The organism is Streptomyces scopuliridis RB72, assembly GCF_000718095.1.
In the GTDB taxonomy this organism is placed as follows: domain Bacteria; phylum Actinomycetota; class Actinomycetes; order Streptomycetales; family Streptomycetaceae; genus Streptomyces; species Streptomyces scopuliridis.
On record NZ_JOEI01000005.1, the window covers coordinates 1 to 19174 of the forward strand.

Below are 19174 nucleotides of genomic sequence, written 5' to 3' on the forward strand. Positions count from 1 at the left end.
GCGGCGATCGCAAGGCGGAGGATCGGCGTTGTGGATGGCCCGGCCGTACTCGGGCGACTCCGACAACGCGGCGAGCGTGCGCCCGCCGCGGCAGCGGCTCATGTCACTGCCGCGTCGCGGTCCCGCGAAGACCGGCCGGACAGGACCTAGCCGGTCGCCTCGCGCAGCGCGCGGCGGCAGAGCGCGTCGGCCCGCCGGGTGGACTCGGGGAGGCGGTAGTCGCGTGCCAGCCGCAGCGTGTGCGCGCAGGCGTTGGCGAGATCGACGCGGTGGCCGACCGAGACGAACACCGGCTTGACGCCCTCCCGCGTGCGCAGCGCCCGCCCCACCTCCTCGCCGTCGTCGGCCAGCAGCGGCGAGGAGTCCCCGCGCCGGCCGCCCGGCTGCTCGTACGAGAACGTGAACGGGTTCTTGGCCACGCCGATCACGGGGAGGCCGGTGAGCACCCCGAGATGCGCGGCGAGCCCGAAGCGCCGCGGATGGGCCCGGCCGTAGCCGTCGCAGACGACGAGACCCGGGTCCGAGCTGAGCGCTTCGAGGGCGGCCAGGACGGTGGGGATCTCCCGGAAGGCGAGCAGTCCGGGTACGTACGGGAAGGCGACCGTACCGACGGCGGTGGCCTCCTCGACGACGGCGAGGGTGGCGGCATCGAGCACGACGGCCGCGGCGGCGACGACATCCCGCTCGTCGTCGTACGCCACGTCCACCCCCGTCACCAGCCCGGTACCCGGCGGCGGCCCCGGCTCGTCCCGTACGACCAGACCGCGCAGCTCGTCCTGGATGGCGCGGGCTTCGGTCTCGTCCTCGGGTGTTCTTATCATCTGCATGGTGATCACACCCTAGGCTCTGTCCGGACCTGGGGAGGGGCGTCGTCAGCAGATCTTGCCGGGGCGCGCCGCCGTGGCTCTGAGCAGGTCCCGCAACAGGTCGAAGTCGATGTTCTCCGGTCTACGGAATCGCAGGCAGCCCTTGCCCATGTCCTGCCCGGCCAGCCGTTCCCCGAACGCCTCGCGGACGTCGCTACGCATGACGTAGAACGAGATGTACTGCTTCTGGCCGGCGAACGCGATCTCAGCGGCGCCATCCCGCTCATACGCGGGCATGCCGTACGCCATGACCTCGTCGAAGCCCTTCAGCTCCGCTCGGCACAGCCGCCGCAATCCGGCCAAGGCGTCCCTGTGCTCCTCGGACACCTCAGCCAGATAGCCGGCTACGTCGTTCGCCTCGCTCCGCACCATTCCATGAGGCTATGCGGGATTCGAAGCCCCGATCAACAGGTCGGGCACGTCCTGGACGAGTAGGTCCAGCCGGGCGACCCGGCCCCGTTCGCCGGCGGCCCAGCAGCCGAGATCCGGGGTGCAGTCGACGGTGTCGTACGAACCGGTGTCGATGGTGCGCCAGTTCCGGCCGCCGTCCGTCGTCAGGTCCGTCCCCGTCGGGCCGACGGCGAGTGCCGCCGAGCGGCTGTGCGGCAGCCAGGCCACGCCCGAACGGTAGGCGGGCGGCGGGGTGTTCGCCTGTCGCCAGCTCCGTCCGCCGTCGCCGCTGACCGCCGCGGCCCGCGGGGACACCTGGTCGGCGCGGTAGTCGCCGCCGACGGCCAGACCGTGTCGCCGGTCGCGGAAGGCGAGCCCGAAGACACCGCGCGCCGGATCGCCCCCGGGGAGCGCCGAGTCGGTGACGGTCCAGTGCACTCCGCGGTCGGCGGAGTGCAGGACCCGCGCCGTGGCACCGCCGCCGGTGGCCAGCCAGACGTCCTTGGGACCCGAGCTGACCAGACACTGACCGCCGGCGGCGAAGCCCGCCTCGCCCGGCAGCGCGGCCGGCATCCCGTCGCTGGGCAGCACCCGCCATGTCGAGCCGCCGTCGCCGGTGGACAGGATGCGGAACTTGCCGTCGACCGGATCGCTCATCGCGAGGCCATGGCGGCTGTCGAAGAAGGTGACGCAGTCGTAGAAGGCCCTGGGGTCGGTGTTGCGGAAGGACTCCGTCCAGTGCGCCCCGCCGTCCTCCGTACGGTAGATCCTGGACGCCTCGCCCTCGCCGATGGCCAGCGCGACGGCCCGTCGCCCGTCGAACGCCTCGATGTCGCGGAACTCCAGCTCGTCCGCCACGGCCGGGGAGACATCGCGCCAGCTGCGGCCCCCGTCGGCGGTGCGCAGCACCGTACCCCCGGAGCCGGCGACCCACGCGGCGCGGCGGCTGACGGCGGCGAGCCCGCGGAAGCGCGCGTCGCTGCCGGTGTCCGTGAGGTGCCAGCCGGGCGTTCCGGCACCGGGCCTGTCGCCTGGCCTGCCACCGCCGTCCGTCCCGTCCGCCTGTGCCGGTACGGCCAGCGCTGTGGCCAGCGTCGCCGCGCTCACCGCGACCGCGAGCCCCGCCCACCACACGCGCCGCGTCTTCCCCGGCTTCCTCGACTTCCCCGTCTTCCCCATGGCCTTCATGGCGCTGGAAGCTAGCCCACCGGTGGGACCCCGTTCAGAGCGCGCCCGCGCAGGCACGACCTTGGCCGGAATCGCGCCGTGCGGGACACCGACCGCCGCACGGTGACACAGCTCACTCCCGTTTTGGAGCACGTATCGAGGCGCTCCGCCGTCTTTCTCCTTAGAGGAAGACCTCATCCAGGTCAGGCGAAGGGGAGCAGACCATGACGCTCGTCATTGAACAGGCCGTACAGGCCCGGCTGGTCGCGTCCGTTCCCCGGCTGGAGACCGTACCCGCGACCCTGCGCTACGACCGGGCGGACCCCTTCGCCGTACGAATGGCGTTCCCGCCCCCGGCGACGCTGGAGGGCACCGAGGTGACCTGGGAGTTCTCCCGTGAGCTGCTGACGACGGGCATGACCGAGCCCGTCGGGGTCGGGGACGTACGGGTGCGGCCCTTCGGGTACGGCCGTACGGTGCTGGAGTTCCACGCTCCCGAGGGCACCGCGATGGTCCATCTGCGCACCTCCGAACTGCGGCGTTTCCTGGAGCGCTCGCAGGATGTCGTCCCGGCGGGCCATGAGCATCTCTATCTGGATCTCGACCACGACCTGACCGAGCTGCTGCGCGACGCCTGCTGAGCCCGCCCACGCCCGACCGAGCACACCTGGTGGACAGGCGGACAGAGCACCTGACGCTGCCCGGAAAACTCGACAGAAGATGTCGGGATTCCCGATTAGCGTCGGGGCATGCCTCAGAACATCACCATCACGGGTGCCCGTGAGAACAACCTCCGGGACGTGTCCCTCACCATTCCGAAGGGCAAGATCACCGTCTTCACCGGGGTGTCGGGGTCCGGCAAGTCCTCGATCGTCTTCGACACCGTCGCGGTGGAGTCGCAGCGCCAACTGAACGGGACCTTCAGCTCGTTCATCAGAAGCTTCCTGCCGAAGTACGAGCGCCCGCACGTCGACGGAATCGATGATCTCTCGGTGGCGGTCGTCGTCGACCAGAAGCCGATCGGCGGCAATGTCCGCTCCACGGTCGGCACGATGACGGACATCTACTCGGTGATCCGGGTGCTGTTCTCGCGCCACGGCGTCCCGAGCGCGGGGGCGGCGACCGCGTACTCCTTCAACGACCCGTCGGGGATGTGCGCGGTCTGCGACGGGGTGGGCCGGGTGGTGGCGCTCGACATCGACCGGGCGATCGACTGGTCCAAGTCGCTCGACGAGGGCGCGCTGCTGCTGCCGGGGCTCTCGGTGAACAGCTGGGAGTGGAGTCTGTACGCGGAGTCGGGCCATTTCGACCGTACGAAGCCGCTCGGCGAGTACACCGACGAGGAGCGTGAACTGCTCCTGCACGGCGGCGACTTCAAGGTCCGTATCGAGGTGAAGTCGGGCGCGGTCGATATGCGGTACGAGGGAATCGTCTCCCGCTTCACCCGGCTCTTCCTCAAGCGTGACACCGCCAATCTCTCCGAGAAGCGCAAGGCGGCGGCGGCGCGCTTCACGGTGGAGCGGCTGTGCGAGGCATGCGGCGGGGCGCGCCTCAACGAGGCCGCGCTCGCCTCCCGGATCGGCGGGCTGAGCATCGCGGATCACACGCGCATGGAGGTCGCCGATCTGGTGGAGGTGCTGGGCCGGATAGACGATCCGGTGGCGACCCCGATCGCGGCCGCCGCCCGTGAGCGGCTGGAGCGGCTGGTCGGGATCGGGCTCGGCTATCTCAGTCTGGACCGGGAGACCACCACTCTGTCCGGCGGTGAGGGCCAGCGGCTCAAGATGGTGCGCCATCTGGGGAGTTCGCTGACCGGCCTCACCTTCATCTTCGACGAGCCGAGTGTGGGACTGCATCCGCGCGATGTCGGCCGGCTGAACGATCTGCTGGTACGGCTGCGTGACAAGGGCAATACGGTGCTGGTGGTGGAGCACGACCCGGATGTGATGGCGATCGCGGACCATATCGTCGACATGGGCCCGAAGGCCGGGACGGACGGCGGCCAGGTCGTCTACGAGGGTCCGGTGGACCGGCTCCGGGAGGCCGATACGCTCACCGGCCGCTGTCTGCGCCGCCGTACGCCCGTCAAGGAGTCGTTCCGCTTCCCCGCCGACTGGCTGCCGGTGACCGGCGCGGCGCTGCACAACCTCAAGGGCATCGACGTACGGTTCCCGACCGGCGTGCTCACGGCGGTGACCGGGGTGGCGGGGTCCGGGAAGTCGACACTGATCTCGGAGGTGTTCACGGCGGCCTACCCGGAGGCGATCGTCATCGACCAGGGCGCCATCACCGCCTCGTCCCGCTCCACCCCCGCCTCGTACCTCGGCATCATGGACACCGTCCGCAAGATCTTCGCCAAGGAGAACGGCGTCGCGCCGGGGCTGTTCAGCTTCAACTCCTCGGGGGCGTGCGGGGAGTGCTCGGGACGCGGGCTGATCTACACCGATCTCGCGTTCATGGACCCGGTGACCACGACCTGCCACGCGTGCGAGGGACGGCGTTTCCATGACGACGTGCTGCGGCACACCGTGCGGGGCCGCTCCATCGTCGACGTACTGGACATGACGGCGGCGGTGGCCATGGAGTTCTTCGAGGACAAGGCGCTGCTGCGGAAGCTGCGCACACTCAATGACGTCGGGCTGACCTATCTCACCCTCGGCCAGCCGCTCAGCTCACTCTCCGGCGGCGAGCGCCAGCGCATCAAGCTGGCCACCCAACTGCACCGCACGGGCAGTGTGTACGTACTGGACGAGCCGACCACCGGGCTGCACATGGCGGACGTGGACACGCTGGTGGCGCTGCTGGACCGGCTGGTCGACGCCGGGAATTCGGTGATCTGCGTCGAGCACAACATGGATGTGGTCAAGCGGGCGGACTGGGTGATCGATCTCGGTCCCGACGGCGGCAAGCACGGCGGGGAGATCGTCTTCGAGGGCACGCCACGGCAGTTGCTGGAGCACCCCAAGTCCTTCACGGCCGAATATCTGCGCCGGGAGCTGGAGCGGGCCCTTCTCCCGGCCTGAGCCGGGAGGTGCCGAGTCGGCCGGGTCCGGTGGGCGCGGCGGGTCATGATGGGCGGGTCCGGACCGTACGGGTGCGGACCCCGTACAGGTCCGGACCCCGCCAACGATCCGGAGCCCTCACCGATCTGGAGACCCGCCCGTGCCCAGCAGGAAAGCCCTGATCCGACGCCCGAGCCCGCGCCTCGCCGAGGGGCTGGTCACCCATATCGAACGCGCCCCCGTCGATACCGAACTCGCGCTGCGCCAGTGGGAGCGGTACACCGAGACGCTGCGCGCGCACGGCTGGGAGACCGTGGAGGTGGCGCCGGCCGACGACTGCCCGGACGGGGTGTTCGTCGAGGACACCGTCGTGATGTTCCGGAACGTCGCCCTCGTCGGCCGGCCGGGCGCCCCCTCCCGTCGGCCCGAAACACCCGGTGTGGAGGCGGAGTTGACCGGGCTCGGCTGCTCGGTGCACCACGTACGGGAGCCCGGCACGCTCGACGGCGGGGATGTCCTGAAGACCGGCGACACGGTGTACGTGGGGCAGGGCGGCCGGACGAACGCGGCGGGCATCCAGCAGCTGCGCGCGGCCTTCGAGCCGCTCGGGGCGCGGGTCGTCGCCGTACCCGTACGTACCGTGCTGCATCTCAAGTCGGCGGTGACGGCCCTGCCGGACTCCACCGTCATCGGCTACGAGCCGCTGGTGGACACCCCGTCCGTCTTCCCGCGCTTTCTGCCCGTGCCCGAGGAGCCGGGCGCTCATGTGGTGCTGCTCGGCGGCGGAAAGCTGCTGATGGCCGCGAGCGCGCCGAGGAGCGCGGAGCTGTTCGCGCGGCTCGGTTATGAGCCCGTACCGGTCGACATCAGCGAGTACGAGAAGCTCGAAGGGTGCGTGACCTGCCTCTCTGTGCGCCTTCGCGACCTGCCCGACCTGCGCGCATGACCGAGCGTAGGGATGTTCGACGCCCCCGGGCTTGGCCTTCGCCTTACCGCGGCCTTAACCTACGGTGTCGTAACCTACGAACCCGTAGGTAAACCTCCCGTCCCCCCTGGAGCACCCGTGTCGATCACCTCTCCCCACCTCGGCAGTTCGGACGCGTGGACCGACGCCCGACTGCTGTACGCGCTGGAAGAGGTGGTGGAGAAGGAACTCAACCGCCATCTCAAGGTCGCCAAGGACTGGATGCCGCACGAGTACGTGCCGTGGGCCGACGGCCGCAACTTCCCGGGCATCTTCGAGAACGGCGAAGCCTGGGACCCCGAGCAGTCGAAGGTCACCGACATAGGCAAGATCGCGCTCGTGGTCAATCTGCTGACCGAGGACAACCTCCCCAGCTACCACCACGAGATCGCCAGCCTCTTCGGCCGCGACGGCGCCTGGGGCACCTGGGTGCACCGCTGGACCGCGGAAGAGGGCCGGCACGGCATCGTGATGCGGGACTATCTGCTCACCTCGCGGGCCGTCGACCCGGACAAGCTGGAGCAGTTCCGGATGGCGCACATGTCGGAGGGCTTCGAGTCCGACAACCGCCACTCCATGCTGCACTCCGTCGCGTACGTCGCCTTCCAGGAGTTGGCGACCCGGGTCTCGCACCGCAACACCGGACATCAGTCGGGCGACCCGGTCTGCGACCGGATGCTGGCGCGGATCGCCACCGACGAGAACCTGCACATGGTCTTCTACCGGAATCTGCTGGGCGCGGCCTTCGAGATCGCCCCGGATCTGACCATGCAGTCCGTCCGCGATGTCGTCGTGAACTTCCGGATGCCCGGACACGGCATGCCCGGCTTCGAGCGCGCCGCCGCGCAGATGGCCATAGGCGAGATCTACAACATGCGGATCCACCACGACGATGTGCTCCAGCCGGTGCTGCGCTATCTGAAGGTCCTGGACATCGACGGGCTGGGCCCGGAGGGGCTCAAGGCGCAGGAGGAGCTGGGCATGTACATGGGCGGGCTGGACAGCGAGGCGAGCAAGTTCGACGAGAAGCTCGCCGCGCGCAAGGCGCGGATGGCGGCGCGCGCCGCAGGCTGATTCGGCCGGCCGGTTCCGTACCGGCCGCCCATATCGTCGCCGTCGCCGTGATCTTCGGCGGCGGCGACGATCCGCTCAGACGCGAGACGCGCCGAGTCGAGACGCGCCGAGTAACGCGCGATCGGTTCACGTGGCCGGTTTACGCGCCCGGTCACGCGGGCGATTTACGGGCCCGGTCACGCGGCCGGTTCAGGTGCTGTGCAGGCCGGCCGCGTCGCGCCGGAGGTTCTGTCGCTCCTTCTCCGAGAGACCGCCCCAGACGCCGAATCGCTCGTCATGGGCGAGTGCGTACTGGAGGCAGGCCACCCGGCCCTCGCAGGCGCCGCAGAGCCGCTTGGCCTCGCGGGTGGAGGAGCCGGGGGCGGGGAAGAAGAATTCCGGCCCGGTCTGTGCGCACAACGCGCTCTCCTGCCAGGAGAGTTCGTGCTCGCTGCGGTCGGTCGTGGCGGTCGTGCTGGTGGTGATGTTGATCGGCATGCCGGACAGGTTGCCCGGCCGCGATAAACAGGTGATTGACGAACGGTCAACGAGACGGCGGCCGGTCCGCGAAGGACCCGGCGTCCCCCGCGCCGCCGTCAGCCGGCCTGGTCCACGCCCTGCATCAGCGCGAACCGTGTCCCGGAGGGATCGGCGAGCTTCGCGAACCGCCCGACGCCCTCGATATCGGTCGGCGCCACCCGGACCGTACCGCCCAGCTTCCGCGCGGCCGTCACTGAAGCGTCGCAGTCCGTGACCGCAAAGTACAGGAGCCAGTGCGGCCCCGTGTCGGACTCCGCCGGGTCGGTGCCGATCGGCACGAAGCCGCCGAACATGCCCTCGGCGCCCTGACCTGCCGGACTCACCATCCGGTAGCTGCCGTTTCCGTCCGGCATCGGCATGCTCGTGGTCTCCCAGCCGAAGACCGAGTTGTAGAAGCGGTACGAGGCGTCCTCGTCCGGGGTGTACAGCTCGCCCCAGCAGATGCTGCCCGGCTCGTTGACGGCGTCAAGGCCCTTGTTCTTGCCCGGCTGCCAGACCGAGAAGCCCGCGCCCGACGGGTCGGTGAAGACCGCCATCCTGCCGAGGTCCATGACGTCCATCGGCTCGAAGACCACGGAACCGCCGCCCTGCTGAACGGACTTGGCCGTGGCATCGGCGTCGGGCGTCTGGAAGTACAAGGACCAGGAAGGCGGTGCCTGACCGGGCTCCACGGGCATGGCACCGGCCGCTGTCCTACCGTTCAGCTGGAACAGGCCGTAGCCGCCCGCATCCGGGCCTGCCGACACGAAGTCCCAGCCGAATATGCCTTTGTAGAAAGCGGTCGCACCCCCGATATCGGGGGTGCCGAGGTCGATCCACACCGGGGAACCAGTGACAAAGGGGGTGCTGACCATGGCGCGCTCCTTCATGGGATCCCATAGCTCTCTCCCCTCCGAGTCTCCTCCCCGCGCGGCGCCCTCGCATGTGCTGCCGGGCCCGGACAGGAGGCCGCACGATCGTGCGTTCAGTAGAGTGGGGGAATGAGCGGCACACGCGGCGACGGACGTACGCAGGTCCGTACGGGGAGCCACACCGGGCGCGGTACCGACGGGCGCGGTACCGACGCGCGCAGTACCGACGCGCGCAGTACCGACGGGCGCGTCGAGCGCGGCAATCAGACCCGGCGGCTGGTGCTCGACCGCACGATGGACATCGCGTCGGTCGAGGGGCTGGAGGGGCTCTCCCTCGGCCGTATCGCCACCGAGCTGAAGCTGAGCAAGAGCGGTGTCTTCGCCCTCTTCGGCTCGAAGGAGGAACTTCAGCTGGCGACGGTACGGGCGGCCGCCGATGTCTACGCCACGCATGTCGTCCGGCCGACGCGCGAACTGCCCCCGGGCGCCGGACGGGTGTGGGCGCTGTGCCGCAACTGGCTGACGTACTCCTCGACCCGGGTCTTCGCCGGCGGCTGCTTCTTCTACGCCGTCGCCGCCGAATTCGACGCGCGCAGCGGCCCGGTGCACGACGCGATCGCCACGTCCCTGGACGACTGGGTGAGTTATGTGGAACGCACCATCGAGAAGGCGCGGCTCGCGGGCGGCTTCGAGGCTGAACTGGACGTGCCACAGCTGGCGTTCGAGATCATCGCGCTGATGGAGGCGGCCAACGCCAAGTCCGTACTGCACGACGACGAGGTCGCCTACGAGAGGGCGGCCCGGGGCATTCTGAACCGGCTGCGCGCCGCCGCGACCGACCCGGCCACCCTCCCGAGGAGCGTCGACTTCGGGCGGGACGTCCGGGCGTCGGGGGCGAAGGCGTCAGAGGACAGCTGATCCGGGGCGCGGGGCGGCGTCCCGTACGACCGGCTCGTCCCGTACCACCGGCTCGTCCGACAGCCCTGGGGCGGCGTGCTGCCGCCCCTGGTGTACGAAGTCCACAGCGGCGGCGACCACTTCGGGGTCGGCGAGGATCCGCCGGTGGCCGAGCCCCCGGGTGACCACCAGCCGCGCGCCCTCCCCGTACGCGCGGACGAGGGCCCGGGACTGGCCGAGCGGCACCGTGTCGTCATGCTCGTCGTGGAAGAGCAGCACAGGGGCGCCGATCTCCTCGGGGCGGTACGAGGCATTGAGGCGCCGCCAGATGTCCGGGTCCCCCGGGAACATGATCCGCTCGACATAACCACGCATGTCGCGGGCTATGCGCTCCCGCAGACCGAGCAGCGTACGGAACGCGTCGATGATCCAGCCGAATTCGGTGACTCCGCCGATCCCGACCACCCGGCGCGCCTCCACGCCGTCACGCAGGGCGAAGAACGTCGCGAGCACGCCGAACGAGTGGGCGATGACGGCCTCGAACCTGCCGTGCTCCGCGTGCAACTGCCGGATGATCTCCCGGTATTCGACGATCGAGGTGTCCCGCCCCGAGGAGGCGCCGTGCGCCGGGGCGTCGAACGCGATCGGACTGTAGCCCTGTTCGCGCAGCGCCGTGACGAACGCCCCGAACCGCGCGGCGCGTGACCTCCAGCCGTGCACGAGCAGCACGGGGCGCGAGCCGTCGCCCCACTGGTGAGTGACGACGGACTTGCCGTGCACGGTGAGCTGTCCGATACGGGCGTCGGCGAGCAGATCGCTCTCCCCCGGGCGGAGACGGCTGCGGCCGGCGGGATGGAGAGAGACGGCGAAGGCGGCGCGTCCGGCCAGCCGAGGGGCGAGGAACGAGGTGGCGTTGAGGGCGGTGCGCAGGGCGGTACGAGAGACGGTCTGGACGAACGCGGTCATGGGTGACATGGCCCGGATCTCCTTGATCGGCCGACGAATGGGGAGATGCTAGCACGATCGTTCGTTTAGTTTCGTTCCCTCGGCCGGAATTCCCGGTGGGCGTGGGAGCATATGAGCCGGTCAGGTCCGGACAGAGCGGGTCGGTCCGGTGCCGGGTGCGGGTGTCGGGTGTCGCGGGTGTCGGATGGAGAGGCGCATGAGAGGTGCGGGGGCCACGCCGGGACATGCTCCGGCGCACGCGGGGCGAAGAGTCGGGGCCGTGCTCGACGCGGCGATGTCGCTGCTCGACAGCGCACAGCGGCTGCTCGACGACCACGACCGCGCCGTCACCGCCATACGGGACGCCTTCCGCCCACTCCAACGCGAGCTGACGGGCGCGGAACTCGCCGCCATCCCGGTCTCCCGGCTGAAGGAGGTCACCGCAGGACGGTTACGGCTCGGCGCCCTCGAACAGGCCGGTTTCACCTCCGTGGGCGAGGTGTACGAGGCGGGCCGGCACGCCCTGCGCCAACTGCCCGGTGTCGGCGGGCACACCGCCGACCAGACGGTGGCCGCCGCCACCCGGATCGCCGAGGCGGTCGGGGAGACCGTCTCCGTACGTATCGACATAGACCGCCCCGAGCCGCGCACCACCGCGCTGGTGACCGCTCTGCACCGGCTGGTCGAAGCGGGACCGGGGCTGCGGCGCGCGCATGACTCCGCCGAGCGGCTCACCACGGAACTGCGCGCACTGCTGCCGGAGGCCGAGCCCGCGCGCGGCCGGCTGCGTATGGCGCTCGCGGGACGGGAACGGCGGGAGCGGGCCCTCGGCGCTGTCGGCCGGATCCGGCAGCGTCTTGACGAGGCCGCGGATGCGGACGTCCCGCTGCTGCTCGCACAGATCTCGGTGGATCTGCTGCGGGAGCCGGCCTCGGACGTCGAGTGCTGGGTCGACTTCGAGCTGCGCTCGGCCGAGTACTACAGCGTGCTGGCGGAGACCACGGGCAGCGCGCCCGATGTCGCCGCGTCCGAGGGGTTCATGCCGTCCGAGATCGCGGGGCGGGTGCGGGCCCAGGAGTTGGACGACACCAGACTGCGGGTGTCGCTGCGCGGCTACCAGTCGTTCGGGGCGCGCTTCGCGCTGAGCCAGCGGCGGGTGATCATCGGCGACGAGATGGGGCTCGGCAAGACGGTGCAGGCCATCGCGGCGCTCGCGCATCTCGCGGCGTGCGGCGGCACGCACTTCATGGTGGTGTGCCCCAGCAGCGTGCTGATCAACTGGACGCGGGAGATCCGCGCCCGGAGCACGCTGCGGGCGGTGCCGGTACACGGCCCGGAGCGGCGGGAGGCGTTCACGGAGTGGCGCGAGCGGGGCGGCGTCGCTGTCACCACCTTCGACTCCCTGCATACGCTGCCACTGGCCGGGGACGCGGAGCGGTCGGCCGGGGATGTGGGGCCGCTGCCCGGGGGCGTGGGGCCGCTGCCCGGGGAGCCGCGGATGCTGGTGGTCGACGAGGCCCACTATGTGAAGAACCCGGACACCCGCAGATCCCGTGCGCTCTCCGGCTGGACGGCACGGGCCGAACACGTCCTGTTCATGACGGGTACGCCGATGGAGAACCGGGTCGCGGAGTTCCGCAGCCTGGTGCAGCGCCTTCAGCCCGAACTGGCCCCGGCTGTCGAGGGAATCGACGCGGTCGCGGGCTCCCATGCCTTCCGGCGGGCGGTCGCCCCCGCCTATCTGCGCCGTAACCAGCAGGACGTCCTCGCCGAACTGCCCGCGCTGGTCCAGGTCGACGAGTGGGAGGAACTGAGCGCCGGGGATCTGGCGGCCTACCGGGAGGCCGTGGCCTCGGCCCACTTCATGCGGATGCGCCGGGCCGCATACGCCCGCCCGGAGACCTCGGCGAAACTCGGGCGTCTGCGGGAGCTGGTGACCGAGGCGGCGGAGAACGAACTGAAGGTCGTCGTCTTCTCGTACTTCCAGGATGTTCTCGCCACGGTCCGAAAGGCCCTGGGCGAGGGGGTGTTCGGCCCGCTCTCCGGCAGCGTTCCGGCCGCTCGCCGCCAGGGGATCGTCGACCGCTTCACCGCGGTCCCGGGCCACGCCGTGCTGCTGAGTCAGATCCAGGCGGGCGGGATCGGGCTCAACCTGCAGGCCGCGTCGGTGGTCATCCTCTGCGAGCCGCAGGTCAAACCCACTCTGGAACACCAGGCGGTGGCCCGCGCCCACCGGATGGGACAGGTCCGCCCGGTGCAGGTCCACCGACTGCTCGCGGTGGACAGCGTGGACCAACGCCTGCTGGACATCCTCGCGGACAAGAACCGCCTGTTCGACGCGTACGCCAGACGCAGCGCCCTGGCAGACGCCACGCCCGACGCGATCGACGTCTCGGACCGCGACATCGCACGCAGGATCGTGGAGGAGGAGCAGGTTCGGGTGGGGGTGGGGGTGCGGGTTCGCACCGAGGGGTAGTCGGGGTCACCCGGCGAGTTCGATGGCGAGTGGGGGCCGCCCCGACTACCCCTCGGTCATGACCCCCACCCGAAGCCCCCTAATGCCCCGAATGCTCCGCCCCCTTCGTCTCCCCGGCCCCCATCGGGTGATCCGGATGGTGCGGCTCGTACCCCGGGATCGTGCCGTCCGGTTTCGCCACCAGGAACAGGCCGGCCATCCCCATGTCCGAGTGGCTCTGGACATGGCAGTGGTACATCCAGGCGCCCGCGCCCACGTGTTCGCCCGCGATGATCTGGAAGCCGAAGGAGTCCGCCGGTCCTGTGATCTTGTTGTCGATCACACGGCTGGAGTCCTCCGGGCCGGTGAGCAGGCCCGTCCTGTTGTCCGCCCAGCGGTGACCGTGGATATGGAACGTGTGGTAGAACTCGCCGTGCGTGATCATGATGATCTCGACACGATCCCCCACCGTGGCCTCGAAGTTGGGGCTCTCCGCGCCCGGCTTGTTGTTGATCGTCATGTCGTTGAAGACGATCGTGAACTGCTTGTCCGGAAGGATGTCACCCTTCCTGCGCACAACCACCGGCCCGTAGAGGCCCTTCCGGATGCCGCCCGTGCCGTGGTCCGTGCCGACGACATGGTCGTGGTAGTGCCAGTACCCCGCGCTGCCCGGCCGGTAGGTGCCGTCCGCGCGCTTGCCGGGCGTATGGGTGCGCCAGGTGTACGTACGCGTACCGCCGGGCTCCACATGGCTCTTGCTCATCCTGGTGCCGTCGCTGGCGATGTCGTAGTCCACGCCGTGGACATGGAGGCTGGCCGCCACGTCCGTGGTGTTCTCGAACTCGATATGGAGGGTGTCCCCCTCCGTGATCTCGATGAGCGGGCCCGGGATGCTCGCCTTGCCCTTCTCCAGGCCGTACCCCATCTGACCGTTCGGCAAGGTCTCGGCGTACAGCTTGAGATGACGTACCTGACCGCCCGCCGGTGCGGTTCTGGGCGGGGTCACCGCCGCGGGCGCCGAGGTGGCCGCGGGGGCCGAGGCCACCGACAACGATGTCACCCCCGTCGCGGCGACCGCGCCTCCCGCCAACAGGCGCCGATTGAAGCTCCGTCTGTCCATGGCCATACCGAACTCCCCAGTGCCGTACGGATATTTACGGGGCACATGAGGCCCCGGGGACGGCCACACGGTAGACCAGTGATCTTCGTTTATCCACACTCAGGACAAAGTTGGTGGGATTGCGGTCGTACCTATTGGCGTAATGACGAAAGAGGTCTAGCTTCAGGCGCTGTTGCTGTGACCAAAGAGGGGTGGGTGAACACATGCAGCGCGCACCACATCACCGGTCGAGATCCAGGCGCGGAATGGCCGCGGCCCTGGTGGCCGGCACCATGGCGGCGTCCCTGCTCGGCGGCACCGCCGCCACGGCCAAGCCGTACCCGGAGCCGCCGTCGACAACGTTGTCCCTTCCGTCGCCGCCCGGTGGCGAGAATGTCAAGGTCCTGGTCTTCCACGCCTCGGCCACCGAGGAGTCGCCGGTCGTCAACGCCGGTATCGAGGCGATCGAGACGATCGGTCTGACGGGACCCGCCGCAGGACGCTTCAAGACCGAGGCCACGGACGACGGTTCGGTCTTCACCAATGCCACCAGGCTCGGCAAGTTCAACGCGGTCGTGTTCCTGACGGGCGGCGGCGATGTGCTCGATCCCGAGCAGGAGGCGGGCCTCGAAGCCTATGTGGAGGCCGGTGGCGGCTTCCTCGGCATTCATGACGCGGCCCGTACGGAACCGTACTCCGACTGGTTCACCGGACTGATCGGAGCGCGTCCCACGACCAGCCCCGCCACGGTCCAGCGCGCGACGGTCGAGATCGGCGACCGTATCAACCCGGCCACCAAGAATCTGCCGCTGGAGTGGAAGCGGCCGGACAAGTGGCTGAACTGGGCCACCAACCCGACCGGCAAGGTGCATACGGTCGCCCGCGTCAGGGAGGCCAGCTACAAGCCCGGCACGGGCGCCAACGGCGCCGACCACCCGATCTCCTGGTGCCGTGACTACGACGGCGGCCGGTCCTTCTACACCGGGATGGGCGGTACGGCCGACTCATACGCCGAGACCGACTTCCGCGCCCATCTGCGCGGCGCGCTCCAGTGGACCACCCGTATCTCCGCCGCCGACTGCAAGGCGACGATCGACTCCAACTACAAGGCGGAGCGCGTCACTCAGCCGAACCAGGCGGGCCAGCAGGACCAGATCGGCGAGCCGCACGGCATGGTCGTGGCGCCCGACGGCCGCGTGCTGTACATCGGCCGCGGCGGTGGCGACAACAGCGCCCCCGTGGTGACCGACTGGGCCGACCCGAACATCGGCAAGGGTCTGGGCCAGATCCATGTCTATGACCCGAAGACGAAGAAGGTGACGCTCGCGGGCGCGCTGACGATCTTCGGCAACAAGGGCGGCGGCGATGAGCTGATCAAGGTCGAGGAGGGGCTGCTCGGTATCGAGCTGGACCCCGCCTTCGAGACCAACGGCTGGGTGTATCTGCACTACACCCCGCACTCCCAGCTCAACCGCGACACCCAGATGGCCGAACGCCGCGTCTCCCGTTTCACCCTGGACCTGGCGACCAACAAGCTGGATCTCGCCTCCGAGAAGGTCCTGCTGAAGTGGCCGGTCCAGGTGCACAGCTGCTGCCACGCCGGCGGCGGCATGGCCTGGGACTCGAAGGGCAACCTCTACATCGCGACCGGCGACAACAACTCCTCCGGATTCAGCGACGGTTACTCGGGCAACAACCCGCAGCCGAACTACAAGGGTGTCTCCTTCGCGGACGCGCGCCGCACCGCGGGCAACACCAACAACCTGAACGGCAAGATCCTCCGGATCCACCCGGAGCCCAATGGCACGTACACCCTGCCCGAGGGGAACCTCTTCACGGGCGAGGAGCAGGCCGAGGGCGGTGGCAAGACCCGGGGCGAGATCTATGTGATGGGCGTGCGCAACCCGGCACGTATCTCCATCGACAAGAAGACCGACATTCTGTACGCGGGCTGGGTCGGCCCGGACGCCGGTTCGCCGTCCACCGTCTGGGGCCCGGCGAAGTACGACACGTTCTCCGCGATCACCAAGGCGGGCAACCACGGCTGGCCGTTCTGCATGGGCAACAACCAGCCCTACCGGGACCGCAATCTGCCCGACCCGTCCAAGCCGCTCGGCTGGTACAACTGCGCCGCGCCGAAGAACGAGTCGCCCAACAACGACGGTCTGGTGAATCTGCCTCCCGTCACGGGCAACACCATCTGGTACTCGCCGCAGGGTGGTGCCCCGGACTTCCCGCGTGACGCGAACGGCGTGCCCAGCTACAAGACGGAGGAGGCCAAGTACCTCCTGCCGTGGCTCAAGGGCGGCGGCCAGGCCACCATGGACGGCCCGGTCTACCGGTACGACGCGCAGAGCGCCAGCGCCGAGAAGTGGCCGGAGTACTGGGACGGCAAGTGGTTCGTGGGTGACTTCTACGACGCCGCCGAGAGCCCGCGCCACGCGGTGGTGACCGACCCCAAGACCGTCGGCAAGGGCGGTCTGCCGGTGCACGCCGAGTCGCTGAAGAAGATCATTCCGGTCGGTCAGGGCGGTATCCGCAACCTGATGGACTGGAAGTTCGCCCCGGACGGCTCGCTCTATGTCCTCGACTACGGGCGGGGCTTCTTCACCTCGGACAACCAGTCCGCGCTGTGGCGTGTGACGTACAAGGGCGGCGCGCCGACACCGGCCGCCAACAACCTGGTCAGGAAGGCGGCGCAGTGAGACACCGATCTCTCCTGAGGCATCGGCCTCTACGCCTGTGGACGGCCCTGGTGGGCGCGTTCCTGATGGTGCTGGGGCTGACCTCGACGGCGGCGTACGGGCGTACCGACGACCGCACGGACGGCGGGAAGGCGGCCGCGGCCCAGGTACTGACCTGGACGGCCGGCGACCCCATCGACAAGTACCTCTCCTTCCCGACCACCGCGCTGGCCGGGCCGACCACGATCGTCTTCGAGAACAGCGCGGCCACCGGCAACACCACCGGGATGCCGCACACGCTGACGTTCGACGTGTCCGATCCCGAGTACAACAACGACGTTCAGCTGAACATCCTGGCCAACCCCAGTGACGCCAACGGCGGCAAGTACACCGCCGAGGTCAGGCTCACGCCGGGCAAGTACCGCTTCCACTGCTCCATCCCGGGGCACGGCCAGATGACCGGTGTGCTCACCGTGACCGAGGTCGGTCCGGGGGACACCACGGCTCCCGAGACCGCCGCCAAGGTGGAGGGGCAGCAGAACGCCGATGGCGCGTACGTCGGTTCCGCGACGGTCTCGGTGACGGCGACCGACGAGGGCTCCGGGGTGGCGACGACCGAGTACGCGGTCGGCGCCGACGGACCGTGGCAGCCGTACACCGCTCCGGTGGTGATCGACCAGATCGGTGACCACACGATCAGATACCGGGCCACCGACCAGTCGGGGAACGTGGCGGCGGAGAAGTCCGTCTCCTTCAAGGTCGTCGCCCCGCCGACCGATGACACGACCCCGCCGGAGACCTCGGCGACCGTGAGCGGCGAGAAGGACGAGGCGGGCAACTATCTGACGATGGCCACGGTCACCGTCACCGCCTCGGACACCGGCTCGGGCGTCAACACCATCGAGTACGCGCTCGGGGCCGACGGCGCCTGGCAGCCGTACACCGCTCCGGTGATGGTGCACCAGACCGGCACCCACAAGGTCCGCTACCGCGCGACCGACAAGGCGGGCAACGCGGCGGCCGAGAAGTCCGTCGACTTCACCGTCGTGGAGGCGCCGGCGAAGGACACCACCGCGCCGGTGACCGGTGCGGTGGTGACCGGTGACAAGAACTCCAACGGCGCGTTCATCACCAGCGCCAAGGCGACCGTCACCGCGACCGACGCCGAATCCGGGGTGGACAAGGTCGAGTACTCCCTCGACGGCGGCCCGTATCTCGCGTACACGACGCCCGTGATCGTCGACCAGGTCGGCTACCACGTCCTCGCGTACCGGGCGACCGACAAGGCGGGCAACACCGCCCAGGCCAAGCAGGTGACGTTCACCATCGCGCAGGGCGGTGGCGTTCCGGCGCCCAACTGCCCTGAGTTCGACGAGCGGTTGACGGTCATCGTCGGTACGGTCGACACGGGTGTGCCGAACCGGCTGACCCGTAACCGGTGCACGATCAACGAGCTGATCGAGGACGAGAAGGACTGGAGCTCGCACGCCCTCTTCCTCAAGCACGTCGACACGGTGCTCGACAAGCTGCTGGCCGACAATGTCATCGACCAGCGCGAGTTCAACAAGATCACCAGGGCCGCCAAGCAGTCCGCGATCGGCAAGCCCGGACAGACCGAGGGCTACCGCGATCTCTTCGACGGCACGGCGGCGTCCCTCGCCAAGTGGCAGCAGGTCGGCGGCGGTAAGTTCGCGCTCTCCGGCGACGGTGCCATCACCAGCAGTACCACGGTCGAGGGCATGGGCATGCTGTGGTTCCCGGAGCGCAAGTACGGCGACTTCTCGCTGAAGCTCCAGTTCCGCGACGACGCCCCGGGCAACGGCAACGCCAACGGCGGTGTCTTCGTCCGCTTCCCGAACGTCCATGACCACCCGGAGGAGTCCCGTCCGGAGTGGGTCGCCATCAACTACGGCCATGAGATCCAGATCCTCGACAGGCCCGACGGCGACATGTACAAGACCGGCTCGATCTACGGCTTCGACCGCGTGGGTCTGGGCGGCGCGGGAGTCACTCCGAAGGGCACCTGGAACGACTACGAGATCCGCGTGGTCGACCAGCACTTCACGATCCTGCGCAACGGTGTCGTGATCAATGAGTTCGACAATGTGGGCGGGCAGACCTTCTACCCGGAGCGCGCCGGAGACCCCGGCACGGACGGCCGGCGGTACGCCACCGGTTATGTCGGGCTCCAGGTCCACGGGACGTCGGACGTGATCTCGTACCGCAACATCCGCATCCAGGAACTGTAGGCCGCGGAACCC

15 protein-coding genes are annotated in these 19174 nt (G+C 69.5%); 8 read left to right on the forward strand and 7 right to left on the reverse strand.

What is annotated here, in order from left to right; all coding sequences use genetic code 11:
* Nucleotides 1–146: 146 nt before the first annotated feature.
* From IF11_RS0105410 to IF11_RS0105420, 3 genes are read right to left on the reverse strand one after another with little or no spacing between them, the layout of a single operon-like run.
* Entirely contained in the window at nt 147–827 is a 681-nt protein-coding gene (locus IF11_RS0105410) for an endonuclease V (protein WP_030350259.1), read from the reverse strand.
* A 45-nt stretch (nt 828–872) separates the two neighbouring features.
* Nucleotides 873–1238, reverse strand: a complete 366-nt coding sequence (locus IF11_RS0105415; RefSeq protein WP_030350260.1) for an iron chaperone — start codon at nt 1236–1238, stop codon at nt 873–875.
* 9 nt (nt 1239–1247) lie between these two features.
* Entirely contained in the window at nt 1248–2435 is a 1188-nt protein-coding gene (locus tag IF11_RS0105420; protein ID WP_051745534.1) for a WD40/YVTN/BNR-like repeat-containing protein, read from the reverse strand.
* A gap of 212 nt (nt 2436–2647) precedes the next feature.
* Between IF11_RS0105420 and ssgD the strand changes: the two genes are divergently transcribed.
* The 4 genes from ssgD to IF11_RS0105440 all read left to right on the forward strand — a co-directional run bounded on the left by ssgD (nt 2648) and on the right by IF11_RS0105440 (nt 7463).
* Complete coding sequence (gene ssgD / locus IF11_RS0105425; protein ID WP_030350262.1) at nt 2648–3064, forward strand: spore wall synthesis regulator SsgD; 417 nt, start codon at nt 2648–2650, stop codon at nt 3062–3064.
* A gap of 108 nt (nt 3065–3172) precedes the next feature.
* Complete coding sequence (locus tag IF11_RS0105430) at nt 3173–5446, forward strand: ATP-binding cassette domain-containing protein (protein ID WP_030350263.1); 2274 nt, start codon at nt 3173–3175, stop codon at nt 5444–5446.
* A 139-nt stretch (nt 5447–5585) separates the two neighbouring features.
* The gene (gene ddaH, locus IF11_RS0105435; protein ID WP_030350264.1) at nt 5586–6371 is read left to right on the forward strand and encodes a dimethylargininase; all 786 of its coding nucleotides are present in this window, start codon (nt 5586–5588) and stop codon (nt 6369–6371) included.
* Nucleotides 6372–6488: 117 nt separating this feature from the next.
* Nucleotides 6489–7463, forward strand: a complete 975-nt coding sequence (locus IF11_RS0105440; RefSeq protein WP_030350265.1) for an acyl-ACP desaturase — start codon at nt 6489–6491, stop codon at nt 7461–7463.
* Nucleotides 7464–7652: 189 nt separating this feature from the next.
* On the opposite strand, the gene IF11_RS0105445 is transcribed toward IF11_RS0105440, so the two are convergent.
* Together IF11_RS0105445 and IF11_RS0105450 are read right to left on the reverse strand one after the other, a co-directional pair.
* Nucleotides 7653–7940 carry a WhiB family transcriptional regulator gene (locus IF11_RS0105445; protein WP_030350266.1) on the reverse strand — a complete coding sequence of 96 codons (288 nt, stop codon included), beginning with the start codon at nt 7938–7940 and terminating at the stop codon, nt 7653–7655.
* Between the two features lie 98 nt (nt 7941–8038).
* Complete coding sequence (locus tag IF11_RS0105450) at nt 8039–8836, reverse strand: VOC family protein (RefSeq protein WP_030350267.1); 798 nt, start codon at nt 8834–8836, stop codon at nt 8039–8041.
* Between the two features lie 126 nt (nt 8837–8962).
* On the opposite strand from IF11_RS0105450, the gene IF11_RS0105455 reads away from it, so the two are divergent.
* Nucleotides 8963–9751, forward strand: a complete 789-nt coding sequence (locus tag IF11_RS0105455; protein WP_078490481.1) for a TetR/AcrR family transcriptional regulator — start codon at nt 8963–8965, stop codon at nt 9749–9751.
* Here the strand turns inward: IF11_RS0105455 and IF11_RS0105460 are convergent.
* A complete protein-coding gene (locus IF11_RS0105460; protein WP_240627578.1) occupies nt 9737–10705 on the reverse strand; it encodes an alpha/beta fold hydrolase in 969 nt (322 codons plus the stop codon). The genes IF11_RS0105455 and IF11_RS0105460 overlap by 15 nt on opposite strands.
* A gap of 187 nt (nt 10706–10892) precedes the next feature.
* Between IF11_RS0105460 and IF11_RS0105465 the strand changes: the two genes are divergently transcribed.
* Nucleotides 10893–13151 carry a DEAD/DEAH box helicase gene (locus IF11_RS0105465; RefSeq protein WP_030350270.1) on the forward strand — a complete coding sequence of 753 codons (2259 nt, stop codon included), beginning with the start codon at nt 10893–10895 and terminating at the stop codon, nt 13149–13151.
* A 79-nt stretch (nt 13152–13230) separates the two neighbouring features.
* Here IF11_RS0105465 and IF11_RS0105470 read toward each other — a convergent pair whose 3' ends face one another.
* Nucleotides 13231–14250 carry a multicopper oxidase domain-containing protein gene (locus IF11_RS0105470; protein ID WP_030350271.1) on the reverse strand — a complete coding sequence of 340 codons (1020 nt, stop codon included), beginning with the start codon at nt 14248–14250 and terminating at the stop codon, nt 13231–13233.
* A 203-nt stretch (nt 14251–14453) separates the two neighbouring features.
* On the opposite strand from IF11_RS0105470, the gene IF11_RS0105475 reads away from it, so the two are divergent.
* Together IF11_RS0105475 and IF11_RS0105480 are read left to right on the forward strand one after the other, a co-directional pair.
* Nucleotides 14454–16934: a ThuA domain-containing protein gene (locus IF11_RS0105475; RefSeq protein WP_030350272.1), complete on the forward strand. Its 2481-nt coding sequence runs from the start codon at nt 14454–14456 to the stop codon at nt 16932–16934.
* Complete coding sequence (locus IF11_RS0105480; protein ID WP_030350273.1) at nt 16931–19162, forward strand: OmpL47-type beta-barrel domain-containing protein; 2232 nt, start codon at nt 16931–16933, stop codon at nt 19160–19162. The genes IF11_RS0105475 and IF11_RS0105480 overlap by 4 nt, the downstream gene beginning before the upstream one ends.
* Nucleotides 19163–19174: the final 12 nt, after the last annotated feature.